Raw genomic sequence first — 14810 nt, 5'->3', positions numbered from 1 at the left:
GGCCCGGGGTCTTGGTCGGTGAGCTGTCTGTGCGGGGCGTCGCCCGGGTGTCGCCGTCGGTCAGGAGGTGGCATGGGCCGGCAGTTCCGGACGGACGGGCGGGTGGCCGGCGGCCACCCGCAGCGTGAGGACCATGGTCATCCCGCCGCCCGGGGTGTCCTCGGCGGTGAGCGTGCCGCCCATGGCCTCCGCGAAGCCCCGGGCGACCGCGAGACCGAGGCCGACGCCGGCCCCGCGCGGCGCGTCACCGTAGCGCTGGAAGGGCTCGAAGATGCGGTCCTTGGCGCTGTCGGGGACCCCGGGGCCCCGGTCGGCCACGCGCACCTCCACGCGTTCGCCGAGCGCGCTGGCGGCGACGAGGACGGGGGTGCCGCCGGGGCTGTACTTCACGGCGTTCTCGACGATGTTGGCGACGCTGCGCTCCAGCAGCCCCGGGTCGACGGCCACCATGGGCAGCGTCTCCGGGATGTCGAGGGTGACGCTGCCCTCGGGGACCCCGCCCAGTGCCATCGGGACCACCTCGTCGAGGTCGATCTCGCGGATCAGCGGGGTGACGGTGCCGGTCTGGAGCCGCGACATGTCGAGGAGGTTGCCCACGAGGTGGTCCAGGCGGTCCGCGCCGTCCTCGATGCCCGCGAGCAGCTCGGCCTCGTCCTCCTCGGACCAGGCGATGTCCTCGGAGCGCAGGGAGGTCACCGCGGCCTTGATCGCGGCGAGCGGTGTGCGCAGGTCGTGGCTGACGGCGGCCAGCAGGGCGGTGCGGATCCGGTTGCCCTCGGCGAGCTCCTGGGCCCGCTCCGCCTCGCCGACGAGCCGCTGCCGGTCGAGGAAGACCGCGGCCTGGGCGGCGAAGGCGGCGAGCACGCGGCGGTCCTCGGCGGGCAGCACCCGGCCGGAGAGGGCCAGGGCCATGTTGTCGCCCACCGGCATGTCCACATCGGCGTCCTCGGGGCGCACCAGGGGCTTGCCGGTGCTGGTGACGACGCTGCTCGCGCAGGTCCAGGGGTCGACCTCGCTGGCGCGTTCCAGCAGGGCGACGGACTCCATCGCGAAGGTCTCCCGGACCCGCTCCAGCAGGGCGTCGAGGCTGGTGTCGCCGCGCAGGACGCTGCCGGCGAGGAAGGACAGCACCTCGGACTCGGCGCGCAGCCGGGCGGCCTGGTGGGTGCGGCGGGCGGCGAGGTCCACCACGGAGGCCACGGACACCGCGACGAACACGAAGATCGCGATGGCGACGATGTTCTTGGGGTCGGTGACCGTCAGCCGGTGCAGCGGTTCGACGAAGTAGTAGTTCAGCAGCAGCGAGCCGAAGGCCGCCGAGGCGAGTGCCGGGAGGAGGCCGCCGAGGAGCGCGGCCGCGACCGTCAGGCACAGGAACAGCAGCATGTCGTTGGCCAGACCGAGGTCCGGGTCGATGTGCGTGAGCAGCAGGCTGAGCAGCGCGGGGGCCACGACACCGGCGATCCAGCCGCCCACGATGCGGCCCCGGCCGAGGCGGGCGCCGCGGGCGACGGGCAGGCCGCGCCCCTTGGCGACCTCCTCGTGGGTGACGATGTGGACGTCGAGGTCCGGCCCGGAGTCCCGGGCGACGGTCTGGCCGACGCCGGGGCCGAAGATGTACTGCCAGGTCTTGCGGCGGCTGGAGCCGAGCACGATCTGGGTGGCGTTGACCCCGCGGGCGAATTCCAGCAGCGAGGCCGGCACGTCGTCGCCGATCACGTGGTGGAAGGTCCCGCCGAGGTCCTCCACCAGGGTGCGCTGGACGGCCAGCTCCTTGGGCGAGGCCGAGGTGAGGCCGTCGCTGCGGGCGATGTAGACGGCGAGGATCTCGCTGCCGGAGCCCTTGGCGGCCATGCGCGACGCGCGGCGGATCAGGGTGCGGCCCTCGGGGCCGCCGGTGAGGCCGACGACGATGCGCTCGCGGGCCTGCCAGATGGTGGAGACGCTGTGCTCGGTGCGGTACTGCCGGAGGTACTCGTCGACGCGGTCGGCCGTCCACAGCAGCGCCAGCTCGCGCAGCGCGGTCAGGTTGCCGGGCCGGAAGTAGTTGGAGAGGGCGGCGTCGACCTTGTCCGGCTTGTAGATGTTGCCGTGCGCCATGCGGCGGCGCAGGGCCTGCGGCGACATGTCGACGAGCTCGATCTGGTCCGCCCTGCGGACGACCTCGTCGGGGACGGTCTCCTGCTGCCGGACGCCCGTTATCGACTCGACCACGTCACCGAGTGATTCGAGGTGCTGGATGTTGACGGCCGAGACGACGTCGATGCCCGCCTGGAGCAGCTCCTCGACGTCCTGCCACCGCTTGGTGTTGCGGGAGCCCGGCACATTGGTGTGGGCCAGCTCGTCGACGAAGGCGACGGCGGGGCGGCGGGCCAGCACCGCGTCGACGTCCATCTCGCTGAAGACGGTCCCCCGGTAGACGATCTCGCGCCGGGGCACCTCCTCCAGGCCGTGCAGCAGGACCTCGGTGCGCGGCCGGCCGTGGTGCTCCACGAAACCGACGGCGACGTCCGTGCCACGCTCGACCCGGCGGTGTGCCTCGGAGAGCATCGCGTACGTCTTGCCGACGCCCGGTGCCGCGCCGAGGTAGATCCGAAGCTTGCCGCGTCCCATGGCCCCATTGTCTTTCACGAAACGCGACCGTGTTCGAAACGGTTGTCCGTCCCGAGGTGCAGCACTGTCGCGCATGTTCGACCTTACGGCCATGGTTGTGGACATTTGGTGCGCGGGGCGGCTGCTCACCAGGTATTGACGCGGTCCTGACGCGCGCCTGCGCGGCTCCGGGCCGGCCCGCCAGGGCCGCCTCCGGCGGGATCCGGGATGGCACCATGCCCGGTATGACTGATGTACGCACCGCGCACACCTCACAGCTGGGCACGGCGGAACTCGGGGCGGTCCGCGCCCTGATGGATCATGCTTTCGAGGGGACCTTCACCGACGACGACTGGGACCACACCGTCGGCGGCATGCACGCCCTCGCGTACGACAACGGCGAGCTGATCGGCCACGGCTCCCTGGTGCAGCGCCGCCTGCTGCACGGCGGCCGCGCCCTGCGCACCGGTTATGTGGAGGCCGTGGCGGTCCGCGCGGACCGCCGTCGCCAGGGCGTCGCCTCGGCGGTGATGGAGGCGCTGGAGCGGATATTGCGCGACGGCGGCTACGAACTGGGCGCCCTCGGCGCGTCCGACAAGGCCGTCCCCCTGTACGCGGGACGGGGCTGGCGGCAGTGGCGGGGCCCGACGTCGGTGCTCGCCCCGACGGGCGTGGAACGGACGGCGGAGGAGGACGGCTGCGTCTACGTGCTGCCGCGGGTGGATGTCGACCTGGGCGGGGAGCTGGTCTGCGACTGGCGGCCGGGGGATGTCTGGTGACCGCCCCGGGCGGCGGCCGACCGGTGTCCGGGGCGGAGCCACCGCGGGCGCGCGAGCGAAGGCCGGACGCCCCGCTTCCGTAGCCCGCGAAACCCCATTCATCCAGCGGCATCCGTCATTTCACACCGGGTCCGTACGCGGCTGGGGCACCGGCCGCCGCCCCAGCAGTCCGGCCAGCCCCTGCCGGGTGGCGGCGACCACGACGCGGTCCTCGGGGCGCAGGACGTAGTCGTCGGCTGGCCCGTCCGCCGGGCCGGGCGTCTCGCCCGCGCTCTCCGCGGCCAGGGCGACGACGCGCCAGGCGCCCGGCTCGAACGCCTCGGCGACCGTGCGGCCGGCCAGTCCCGGGTGGCCTCCGGCCTCCACGGCGGCGATGAGGAGCACCTGCCGCTCCACGGGTACGGCGCCCAGGATCTGGCGGCCCATCATCGCCCCGGCGAAGGCCGGGGCGACCAGATAGGAGACGCTGCGGGTGCGGGTCCGCGCGCGGGGGTGGGAGACGCGCAGCGTGCGGTAGACGGCCTTGGAGAACCGGTCCTCGTAGAGCCGCATCACCACGCCGACGTCGGGCCTGACGGCGCGGGCGTACAGCACGGCTTCGAGATTGGTGGTGTCGCTGCTGGTGAGCGCGAGCAGTGTGCGGCTCTCGCCGATCTTGGCGGCCTCCAGCACGCCTTCCTCCGTGACGTCGCCGATGACGGTCGGCACCCGCAGCGAGCGCGCCAGCGCCACCCCGCGGGCCTGCGGGTCGCGCTCCACGCAGACCACCGGGATGTCGAGTTCGCGCAGCCGGGACAGCACCCGGGAGCCGATCTTGCCGAGGCCGAGCAGCACCACGTGCCCGGACAGCCCGCGTGGCGGGCGGCGCAGCGCGGAGGCCGAGCGGAAGGTGCCGAGCCCTTCCAGCGCGGCGGCGACCAGCAGCGGGAGCAGCAGCAGCCCGGTGAGGCCGGAGAGGAGCTGGAGGATCTGCCGGCCGAGCGGCTGGCCGATCGCCGGGTCGTTGATCGCGAAGAGGTCGAGGAGGGAGAGGTAGGCGGCGTGCGGGGGGTTGGTGTCGGTGACCAGCCAGGAGGCGACGGCCAGCCCGAGGACGGCGGCCGCCAGGCAGCCGAGGGCCCAGCGCAGCCGGGGCGAGAAGAACGACCCCAGGGGCAGGCTGCGGTCCGTCAGCCGCGGCGCGCGCTGCGGTGCTCCCGGATAGTGGACCCGCTCCAGGACGATGCGGCCGCGGCCGCCCGACGCCGCCACCGACTCCGCGTCCGGCAGCATCACGGGCCCCTCCCCGTCGATGCCGTCCGGGCGGGCCGGGGAGAGCAGGGCCACGGTGCCGGCGCCGGGCGCGTGGCGCTCGCCGGGGGCGAGCGGGGGCCGCTCGACCGCCCTCAGCAGCAGCCCGCCCGCCTCGATGACCTTGGAGTGCCCGGAGACGGCGGCGGCGACGAGCGCGGGGGCCGCGGTGTCGGCGTCCGAGAGGACGGTGGTGGTCGCCTCGGCGACGCCGGGGCCGTCCGGGTCGCCGTTGCCCATCCGGGCGGCCTGGTCGAGGAGTTCCTCCAGGCGCTGGCCGAGCCGGCGGTTGTACATCCGGATGACGAGCCGCAGCCGGGGGTTGATCCGGCGGGCGCGCAGCGCGGCGTGGATGTTGGTCTCGTCGTCGTCATAGACGAGGGCGAGCGCGGTGGCACCGGCCACCCCGGCCTCGGCGAGCGTCTCGTCGTCGGGTTCGGGCGCCTGCACGACGCGTACGAGGGTGCCGGCCGAACCCCCGGTGCCCGCGCCGCCGTTGGCTCCGGCGGCGCGGCCCACCACTCCGGTCACCCGGCCGAGGAGGGTGGCGGCGCGGCCGGGCACGGCGGCGGTCCGGGGGCGGCCGTCGCGGGCGGGCGGCACGACGAGGGTGACGCGCTCGCCGTAGACGCCGGAGAGCTCCGCGGCGAGCCGGTGGGCGAGACCGTCGTCGCCGCAGACCAGCATGTGTGGTGCGGGCGGGACGACTTGGGGCTGCGGGGTGAGGGAGGCCACGCTCCCTAGAGTGCCCTGCCGCGGGTCGAACGTTCAGCTGATTAGGCGTGTGTCCCGGATCAAGACATCGGCGGGCGGCCGGGGTTCATCACCCCGGCCGCCCGCCGATGCGCGTGACGTCCTGCCCGTCAGCCCCGGTGTCGGACGGCATGAAAGATTTCAGTGGCCAAGCCGCTGACCTGGCTACTGAAATCTTTTCTGCGCCGACTGTTCTACGCCGTCCGGCACGAAAGATTTCAGTGCGCAACACAGCCGACGGAGCCCGCCTCCCACCATGGCTACACAACGTAGCGTCACCTGTGTGGGGTCGCAGGTGATCTGCTGCCGACTCCGAAGGTCTCCTTCGTCAGCTGGCAGCGGCCTCGCCCTCGGCGCCTGACTCCTTCATGGGGCGGGTGGGCGGCTCCGGGCCTTCCTGCCAGATGGCCTCGTAGGAGCTCTGTGCGTGCTCGTTGATCACGATGCTGTCGAGGAGCCTGCGATCAATGGCCTCGGCGCCGGTGAGAACGGCGTCGGCAGCGGCCTCGCGAACGAGTTCCGCGAGGGAGCTGATATTGCCCCCGGTGCGCCGGTGCAGATACTTCCAGTCCTTCTTGAGGGTGCCCATCTGGTGCCGGTAGAGCACGAGGGCATCTTCCATCGCGCTGATCACGCCGATCCAGTCAGCCTTCTCGTCCTTGGTGCGGATGGCGAAGGACTTCATGTGGAGGAGGGTGTTCCGGCCGGAGGTCTGGGTGACGCGGGCGCCTCCCGTCCCTTCGAGGAACAGGCCGGAGTGCTGGAGGTCGACTCCGGTGTAGATGAAGGTCGCCGCAGTGTGGTTGGCGATGTACTTCAGGTGGTCGTTGACGACCTTGCCTTCCTTGAGGGAGAGGTCCATGAAGTGCGCGTCGTCGATGATGACCAGTTCGACGCCGCACCGGCGCATGTTGTCCAGGACGAGTCGGGTGATGGCGCTCTTGGTGGCGCCGGTCCGGTAGGGCTGGCCGAGATATTCGGCAAGCGCGATGGACAGGTCCTTGGGCGTGGCCTGGGACGGGATGTTGATGTACACCACCGGGGTGTAGTCGATGATGTGCCCGTCGACAATGTAGCGCTTGGAGAACCGCTCGGGGTGTTCGCGTCGTAGTTCGTGCTCGAAGTCGTAGGCGAACATTTTGACCAGGGTGGACTTTCCGAGGGTTGCGGGGCCGTCCAGGACAATGCTTCGGCGGGCACCGGCGGGCTGATGGGCGTTGGTCATCAGCCGCCGGCGTATCTGGTGATGGATGCTCTGCATCTGGCCGGTGCGGACGATGACCAAGGCACTGTGGTGGGCAGCGCGGGCCCTGTTGTGGAGTTTGCGTTCTTTTGGGCTGAGTTGCTGGTAAGCCTCAATGGGCAGCAGGTCCGGCTTGGGCGGGAGCTCATAGTCGAGGTATTCGCGCCACTGTTCCTTGGTACGGGGTTCGGAGAGTCCGGGGTGCTGAAAATCGCGGGGGCTCTGCTCATCGGGCTCGTCGAAGGGGTGGGTGGTGGGCACGGGTTCAGCTCTCCTGGCTGGCGCGAGGGTTCCAGACCTGGGCGAGCTGGATGGCGTCAAGGTCGATGTCGTCCTCGTCGGTCAAAGCGGGGACGGCGTGCAGGCCGGGGACAGTCGGCCTACGTGATTCCGGCGCGGACTGGGGCGGCGGCGCGGGGACAGCCGGGGTGGAGCGGGCCTCGTCCTTGGCCTGGCTGTCGGCGCGGTGCCGGTCGCGGGCGTGGCGCTTGCGGTCGGCCTTGGTCCACTTCTCGGGGGCGTCGGTGCGGTTCTGGAGGTTCCACAGGGCCTTGGCAACCTCGGCCTGGTCGCTGGGGTCGATGCCGCGCGCGGCCAGAAGCCGTTTGGCTTCCCGCAGGGTGATGTCGGTGAAGGGCTGCAAATCGCTGAGCGCGTGCGTCCAGCGCAGCGTGTACCACTTGCCGTCCCGGGGATCGTGGAAGTACGCGTGCAGGAGGTTGCGCGGGTCGTAGCGAATGGGCCAGCGTCCGTTGCTGTACGGGGACTTGGCTTTGCGGAACTGGTACAGGATGTCTGCGTTGTAGACCAAGTGATTGAGTTCAACGCCGTAAGCGTTGATGACCCGGCCGTCCTCGGCGATAGGCAGCAGCTCGTAGTAAAGGCTGGGGTCGCGAGGACAGTCGACGTAGCCGGCTGAGCCCAGAGCCATGGCGTATGCCTCGTTCGGCGAGACGTTCAGGTCCGGAAACCCGTACAGGTGAAGCCCGGAGTGACTCTTGCGCTGATAGACGGCCACGACGTATTCGGCGAAGAACTCGGCGATCTCGTCGAGTGTCCAGCGGGCTTCCTTCTCGACGTTTTGGCCACGGTGCGCGACGTTGAAGCTCTTGTAGCCCGCGACGTGCATGGAGAACTGTTCACGGATGGTGCCGAAGAGCCGCTCGACGTGCGGCTTGTCGGTGGGCTTGAGCTTGCGGGCGTCCTGGATGTCGATCTTCCACGAGACGCAGGCGCGCCGTACGACGTCTGACTTGTAGGGCTTGCCGTGGTCGAACAGCACGGTCTCGGGATAGATCACGGGGCGGGCGGCGGCTTCGGCCAAGCGCTCGTCCAAGCTGAGGTGGCGCTGGTAAGGAACGCGCAGCATCGAGTAGCGCAGGGCGTCGGACCAGTCGGGGCGCATGGGTTCGGGGGCCATGACGTCGGCGAGCAGTAGTCCGATGTCGATGGCTTTGGTGCCGATGGGGGTGAGCCTCCAGGCGAGGAGGGATCGGGTGGCAACGTCCAGGGCGAGGGTGAGCTCGACGTTGTAGGTGTCGTTCATCGCTGGATCCCAGGCCAGGACATCGAGCGGGGTGGTGTCGAGCATGACGACCTGGCCGGGCCGGTGGGCGATGACGTTGCCGAAGGTGCGGTCGGGCTGGTTGGCGTCGGAGGCCCGTTGGTAGGCCGGGGCGGAGGGCCGTCGGTCGAGCAGGAGTTTGACCACGCGGCGGAAGGTGTCCTCCTTGGGCAGCGGGACTTCGCCGGGGCCGTAGTCGGCGTCCAGCCGGTTCTGGGTGCGGCGGCGAAAGCGGGTGGAGACGCTGGAGGAGCTGTCGTAGCGCTCGGCGGCAGCCTGTTCACGGATGGCAGTGATCACGCGTTCGTCGATGTTGCGCAGGGGGTTCTTCAACCGGGCCTTGCGCCGGTCGACCAGCGCCCACAGGCCCTTTTCCTTCCACTCCTCCAGCAGTTGCCAAATGCGGCGCGTGGTCAGATCCAGCTCGGCGGCCTTGGCCTCGACACGTACGGAGAGCGGGAGTTCCGGACGGTACTCATCTCGAGGCTCGCCGGCTTTCGCGGTGAGCGGGTCGCCGGAACGGAAACCGGTGGTGGCCTCCTGCAGGTGGGCTTCCAGCTCCAGGGCCTTGTCGCGGACGTCCTTGGGGAGCAAGGCCAGGACACCACCGGGGTCCAGCCCTTGGGTGGCCTCCTCTTGGCCGGATGGCGGTTCGGTCATGGTGCGGAAGGTCGGGTCGGTCAGCAGGACGCTGAGCATGATGGTCTGGTGATGGCCGGAGGCGGAGCGGAGCCGGACCGAGGCCCCGGTGATGCCCGTCACCTGGTGTTGCTCCTCTTCGAACTCGATCCAATCCTCGGTGGCGATCCGGTAGCGATGGTCCATCAGATGTGCTCCAAGGTGGGCGCGGCCCACACCATGGTGTGGTCGCGAAGAGGGTGGGTGGGGTCGAAGAGGAGGCGGTGGTGCCACATGAGGTGGTAAACGACGGCGCGTTCGACCTGGGAATCAGGACGGAAGGCGAGGAGCTGGCCGATGCTGATGGGCTGGGAAGCGCGGAAGAGCAGGGGGTCAGCGAGGTTGGCGGCGGCGTTGAGCGGTCTTCGGTAGCCGGCCAGCCATTCGACGGTGGCCCACAGCTGCGGGTCCGGTTCCCCGACCATCTGGTAGTCCCACCCGAGCCGTGCGCAGGCTTTCCGGGTGCGGCGAGCCTGGCGCTGGACGGCGAGGCTGTTCATCCGTTCGGGGTTCTTCACGTCCAGGAGCAGTGCCGAGCCGTCGGTGCGGCGGACGAACAGGTCGGGGTAGTGCGTCCATGGCCCTTCGTTGTCGATGCCTTCGAAGATGAAAGGCTGCGCGGCGAATCGGGCGACCTTCGCGTCGAAGTCCAGGAGCTTCATCCAGCGGGCTTCCAAGAAGCTCTCGTACTCCAGGACGGTGTCGCTGCTGGCGGACCAGTAGAAGCCAGGGGTGTGCTTCTGCCCGGCGTAGGTGGGGATGTCGCGGGCCGGCTTGCAGTCCTCGAAGCGGACGTCGGCCGCTCGGGCAGCGGGAAGGAGCCGCTCGGTGTTGTCGGCGTCGTAGTAGTGGAGGAACAGTTGCTCGGCCGCGTGCTGTACGGGCCGCAGCACGCGGGTCCACTTGGGGCTCATGTCCCGCCTTTCGCGTTGATCAGGGTGTGGCCGAATGCGGTGAGCGCCTGGGCGACGGGGGCGGGAATGCAGAGAGCGAAGACACGGCGGCCTTCCCGGACGGACTCGGCATTGGTCATGGGCCACAGTTCGGGTGTGTACGCGGGGGCTTCGCGGATGTCGTCGCAGGTGAGGTGCTCCCATACCCAGGCCGCGGCGTGCCGCCGCCGCTGCATGGTCGCAAGGTACTTCGGGGGCTGGGACGAGTCGTGTAGCACCGCGGCCGGGACGCTGGTCAGGTCGGCCAGCATGCGGCGGCGGGCGGCATAGTTGACCGGGCCTCGCTGCTCGGTCCGTACGCCGAGCTGCTCGATGGCTTGCCAGAAGGCATCGGGGTCGGGGATGCGGGATACCAGAACGCTGGCCACGTGGGCTGCCTTGTGCGGGTCCCTCGCCAGATCGGCGGCGGCCTGCTGCCAGGTCGGAGCACCTGCGAGTCGTGCAAGGGCCAAAGCGGTGAAGCGGCGTCCGCTGGCGACGGTAGTGCCCGGGAGGTGCTGGGCGATCAGGTCCGTGTAGTCGGGCGCGGCGACTACACGGGGCAGGTGGTCCGGCATGAGCCGGCGAGGAGATGCTGGTGCGGTCGCGGTGAGGGCTCCGGTGATGCGGAAGGCGCGCGGGGCGGCTGCCCGCACCACGGACTCCAGGCACGCCGGGCGGGGAATGCGGCGGAGGGGGTCGTGCGTGGTCCGTGACGAGCGTCGCAGCTCAGCCGCGCGTTCCAGCCATGGGGCCAGCACTTCCTGGCACGCCTGTTCGTCGGCAGCCGAGAGCACCCGGTCAGCCAGAACGAGGACAGCCGCTGCGTGCCCGGCGCTCGGCGGGTTGGTCTGGAGAACGGCGCCGGCGCCGCCTTGGTGTGCGTTCCGCCGATCGTGTTGATCGGCCGCGAACTCCTCAGCCGCCTCACGGGGTAGCGCAGGGCAGTCGGCGAGATCCTGATCGGTGGATGCCAGGCGTGCCAGGCCCACTGCGAATCGCAGTGCGGCAAAGAAGTCTGCGGGGGTGGCCTCCTGTCCGGCGACGCGGCCGGGGAGGCCGTTGGCGACGGCGAGCACGCGCTGCTGAAGGTTCGCCAGTGCGGCAGGGGCCGACGTGATGGGCAGGGCGGCCAGTTCCTGGTCGCACAGCCCGGCTTTGCGCCGCTCCCCCGCACGCCGACGGTTGTTGCACCGTGCGAGGTCCGCGTCCTGATGCCGGGTGAGCAGGCCGCGCGGATGACCGGTATTGCCGCGACCCAATCGATCGTGGCAGCGGCGGCAGACGTCGACGAGCAGCACATAGTGCAGCGGGCACACCGCAGCGATGCCCAGACGCCACCACAGCGGCCATACGGGACGTAAGGCGAGGCACTGGGGGCAGGCGCGGCTGGAGGTGAACAGGGCCCATTCCCGGCGTGCGAGGGCGGTGATCGAGGACTCCGAGGCCAGGTCCAGCCCGGTGAGATCCAGCGCCGTCTTGTCGTAACGGGTCAACTGCATCGCTCGCAGCCGGTCCAGTTGGAGCCCGGTGGCCGCTGCTGCGCGTTCGAGGCTCCGCGGGGTCAGGGCAATGCCGAAGAATTTCGGGCGCACGACGCTGTAGCCCGGATGGCAGTCCAGGCCCAGTGCCTGCGCGGCGTGCCCTGGGGCGATCTGCCAGTCGGCCGCCGCCCGGGCCAGCCACGAGACGAACGACTCCCCGTCCTCGGGGAGCGGTACCGCCGGAAGCCGCCGAGGCAGCCCTCTGTGCTCCACACGCCCCTCCCCGGCCGTCAGGCAGCATGATCTTGTAGGAGATCTCCTACAATCTGAGGACCGTACTACGGTTACCGGCTGTGGCGAACAGTGATTCCAATGCCGGCGTCCCGGCCCAGCGGCTTGCCTTCGGGCAACGGCTGCGGACCTTGCGCAAGCGTGCGGGGCTGACCCAGACGGCGGCAGCCGCCGCAGCGGGCGTGGACCGCTCCTTCTACGCGGAAGTCGAAGCCGCCCGTCACAGCGTGTCCGTGGACCGCATCCCCGCACTGGCCAGGGCACTTGGGGTAGAGCCGTACCAATTGTTCCAAGATGACTGACGACTGAGGAAGCACGCAGTGCCGCACCACCGGGCCGACGAACACAGCCGCGCGCAGATCGGAATACCCCGTCGGCTGCCGTCAGTGCCTCTTCCGGCAGAGCGTGAATCCCTGGCGAGCTGGCTTCGGCGCCTCTCCGGCGCCTATGACCTCGACCGCAAGCGAGGGCTCGAGGCGGTCGGGCTGGCCGGAGCACCGGAAATGCGCCCGCGGGTGGTCGGCGTCGCTCTGTCCGCGCCGTCTACCGCTCGACTGTGTGGCGCCACAGGCCTGAAAGAGGACGAAGTCAGTGCCATGCTGCTGTCGCAGCACGCGTCCAGCGCCTTGCCGAACCTGCCTTGCGTCGGCAAGCGGTTCGTGCACTACCTCGGCAGTACGGGCAAGACTGCCTGGAGATTCCCGGACCACTCCACCTGGTGCCCGGATTGCCTGGCAGAGACCGGCCATTGGCGGGTGGACTGGCTTATGCCATGGACCTTCATGTGCCAGACACACGGGGGCTATCTCCTCAGCAGTTGTCCCGTCTGCCGCCTCCCCCAGTCCGGGCCCGCAGGCAGCGGTGATCCGCTGGTGTGCCAGCGGCCCGTAGCGGCCAACGGCTCACGGCATCCGGACCGCAGCCGCTATCCCCGGGGATACGGGCCAGCCTGTGGTACACGGCTCGACCAGGCCGAAACCCAGCCGGTCACAGACCCGCTGTCCCTCCAGGCCCAGGCTGCGCTAACCCGCTGGCTCCGCTCACCGAACGCTGCCGAGGAAGTAGCGGAAGCCGAGTTCGCCTCTCTGGTGGCCGTCGTTCTGGTGTCGCTGACTCCGTCCATGGTCGACGAAGCCCCGTCACCGGTGCGCAAAGCGGTTCTCTGGCACTCGTACTACCGGGCTGTGAGCTCGCATCGAAGCCTCACGCCTGCGTGGGCCCAACCACTGCGCATGGCCGGGGCGGCCCATGTGGCTCAGTGGCTGACAGCAGCCGGTCAGACCCTGTCCGCCATGATGCAGTGGCTGCAGGAAGCCCGCCTCCACGATGAACACCTCAACAAGTTCCGGCACATGCACCAGCAGTTGGGTATCTACACAACCCGGCTCAATCCAAGCGATCTGGTGCACGGCCCCTGGTATCACCGGACACGCACCCTCCAGGCGGCTCTTCAGACCGACCTGATCGCGCTACCCCAAAACGCGCCAGCACACCTGGCCGCGCTCACCCCGCATGACGTGCGGGTCCAAGCTGTCCGCCGTCGGCCCCTCCCGTACAGTCGTTGATACTGACACCGGGCGCCAGGGAACAACGCGGCGCCCGGTGGTTTCATGGCCAGGTGCAGTCCGCAAACCTCAGCTCCGCGGCGTCGCCACCGCGACGGCTTCCCCAAGTTCCGTTGCCGATAGCCGACGAGTCCCTGTTCAGCTGGGTCGACCACCTCGCGTACACCTACGAGGTCGATCGCCCAGCGATGATGCGCGCACTTGGCCTAATGGTGAAGAACATGCACGCCTTCAAACTTTGCCAGCTCACTGCAAGCCTGACGCCAGGCGAAGCCCATCGGCTTGAGGCCGCGACCGGACTGTCCCAAGACGATCTCAGCTTGCTCACCATCAACGGCATCGCGAAGAACGACCGGGCCCGGGACCGTGGTACAGACACTGCGAAAGAGGCATGGGCGTTCTGCCCACAGTGCCTTACCCCTGCGGGCCGGTGGCCCTTGTGGTGGTACCAGTCCTGGGCGGTACTTTGCCCGGTCCACCATTGCTATTTGATGTCGTTCTGCCCTGACTGTGAATCGCCATTCCGGCCGGCGGACCTGCGAGGTGACACACCCGGGATGTGTTCGGGCTTTCCGGGTCATCCTTACGAGGGGCAGCCAGGCCCATCAGGGAGACGGCCGAAGCGCAAACGATGCAACCGTCCCATGTGGGAGATCGACACGATTTCTGTCGCAGATCCGTCGCTCTTCGAACTCCACCATCGCTTGCGGTACTTCATGAAGCGCGGAAACCGGAAACAACGACCTACCCCCAGCCAGTGGCTATGCGACTTCCATACCGTGCGCAAGCTAATTTCACGCTGGACCACTGTGCAGTCCTTCAACAGCCCTGACCCAACACTGCAGGCACGCTTCACCGGTAAGTCTGACTGGGAGAGTGGTTGGTCGCGAAGCAGCTCAGGGTTCCTTGAGCCGATGAAATTGGTCTCACATGGAGATTTCCGTACCGGGTACACGCTCCGCGATCCGATCACCGAAGCTTGCGAGATCAGCGCTGTCGGTCAGATCGTCCTGTCCCACGACATGGAGGCCAGCGCCCGCGACACGCTCGAGATAAGACATTCGGTGGAGTTTTCCAAGTTCGAGGAGGGCTTTCGCCTGTTCTACCCGATAGCAGCTAGTCCGTCCTTGGACGGGATCCTCAGCGACCTACTCGGGGAACGCGGCTTCGCCGCGCTCACCGAGCGCCGGGCCGACGCAGTACACCGCTCGCAACAGCACACAGCCTATGAGCCAGGGGGGCGCGACAAGCAGGAGTAGGCACGTCCGGGTCAGAGAAGTCACAACCCACTGGGCATGGTTGACGCAGATCGGCCGTCCCGAGCGAACGCCTTTCATTCGGACCGGCCGCTTGTATCGCCACTGCCGCAATCTATCGGGTCATGTAGGTTCTTCCCGGCAAGGCCAATTGCACTATAACGACCTGTGGTTATTCCAGACGTTCGGGTGGCCTGCGAGCAAGATCTTCCACTTATCGGGGCCAATGAGTCGGGTTGCTTGCCGTCCATCCTGAGGTGGCTGTGACGTTGAGCGATAGATGGCCAGCAGTTTTCGCTTCTCCGTACATCGGGCGGCAGCGTGGATCCGTGGTTGGCCGATGTGTGGCGGGATAGGTGGCCGCTCACCATTCGGGTTCTCTC

10 protein-coding genes and 1 pseudogene are annotated in these 14810 nt (G+C 69.1%); 5 read left to right on the top strand and 6 right to left on the bottom strand.

From position 1 onward, the window contains the following. Positions 1–60: 60 nt before the first annotated feature. Positions 61–2613: a DUF4118 domain-containing protein gene (locus ACZ4A5_RS15580; RefSeq protein WP_467583037.1), complete on the bottom strand. Its 2553-nt coding sequence runs from the start codon at positions 2611–2613 to the stop codon at positions 61–63. Between the two features lie 215 nt (positions 2614–2828). Here ACZ4A5_RS15580 and ACZ4A5_RS15575 point away from each other — a divergent pair, with 215 nt between their 5' ends. After that, positions 2829–3371: a GNAT family N-acetyltransferase gene (locus tag ACZ4A5_RS15575; RefSeq protein ID WP_467583035.1), complete on the top strand. Its 543-nt coding sequence runs from the start codon at positions 2829–2831 to the stop codon at positions 3369–3371. A 120-nt stretch (positions 3372–3491) separates the two neighbouring features. On the opposite strand, the gene ACZ4A5_RS15570 is transcribed toward ACZ4A5_RS15575, so the two are convergent. From ACZ4A5_RS15570 to ACZ4A5_RS15550, 5 genes are all read right to left on the bottom strand, one after another. Next, positions 3492–5348 carry an NAD-binding protein gene (locus tag ACZ4A5_RS15570; protein ID WP_467583245.1) on the bottom strand — a complete coding sequence of 619 codons (1857 nt, stop codon included), beginning with the start codon at positions 5346–5348 and terminating at the stop codon, positions 3492–3494. A 394-nt stretch (positions 5349–5742) separates the two neighbouring features. Next, the gene (locus ACZ4A5_RS15565) at positions 5743–6918 is read right to left on the bottom strand and encodes a TniB family NTP-binding protein (RefSeq protein WP_467583033.1); all 1176 of its coding nucleotides are present in this window, start codon (positions 6916–6918) and stop codon (positions 5743–5745) included. Positions 6919–6922: 4 nt separating this feature from the next. Further along, positions 6923–9046: a Mu transposase C-terminal domain-containing protein gene (locus tag ACZ4A5_RS15560; protein ID WP_467583030.1), complete on the bottom strand. Its 2124-nt coding sequence runs from the start codon at positions 9044–9046 to the stop codon at positions 6923–6925. Then, a complete protein-coding gene (locus ACZ4A5_RS15555) occupies positions 9046–9813 on the bottom strand; it encodes a TnsA-like heteromeric transposase endonuclease subunit (protein ID WP_467583028.1) in 768 nt (255 codons plus the stop codon). The genes ACZ4A5_RS15560 and ACZ4A5_RS15555 overlap by 1 nt, the downstream gene beginning before the upstream one ends. After that, positions 9810–11588, bottom strand: coding sequence for a TniQ family protein (locus ACZ4A5_RS15550; protein ID WP_467583025.1), 1779 nt, complete (start codon positions 11586–11588; stop codon positions 9810–9812). Before ACZ4A5_RS15550 ends, ACZ4A5_RS15555 begins: the two co-directional genes overlap by 4 nt. Positions 11589–11668: 80 nt before the next feature. Between ACZ4A5_RS15550 and ACZ4A5_RS15545 the strand changes: the two genes are divergently transcribed. The 4 genes and pseudogenes from ACZ4A5_RS15545 to ACZ4A5_RS15530 all read left to right on the top strand — a co-directional run bounded on the left by ACZ4A5_RS15545 (position 11669) and on the right by ACZ4A5_RS15530 (position 14430). Further along, positions 11669–11908, top strand: coding sequence for a helix-turn-helix domain-containing protein (locus ACZ4A5_RS15545; protein ID WP_467583023.1), 240 nt, complete (start codon positions 11669–11671; stop codon positions 11906–11908). Between the two features lie 18 nt (positions 11909–11926). Then, positions 11927–13171 carry a TniQ family protein gene (locus ACZ4A5_RS15540; protein ID WP_467583020.1) on the top strand — a complete coding sequence of 415 codons (1245 nt, stop codon included), beginning with the start codon at positions 11927–11929 and terminating at the stop codon, positions 13169–13171. 53 nt (positions 13172–13224) lie between these two features. Continuing rightward, positions 13225–13650 (top strand): annotated as a pseudogene (locus ACZ4A5_RS15535) (TniQ family protein); the annotation flags it as partial. A 165-nt stretch (positions 13651–13815) separates the two neighbouring features. Next, positions 13816–14430: a hypothetical protein gene (locus ACZ4A5_RS15530; protein ID WP_467583251.1), complete on the top strand. Its 615-nt coding sequence runs from the start codon at positions 13816–13818 to the stop codon at positions 14428–14430. Positions 14431–14810: the final 380 nt, after the last annotated feature.

This window comes from Streptomyces sp. NPDC025618 (assembly GCF_055558795.1).
The sequence above is the reverse complement of the archived record's forward strand: the minus strand, read 5'-3'. Positions and strand labels throughout refer to the sequence as shown.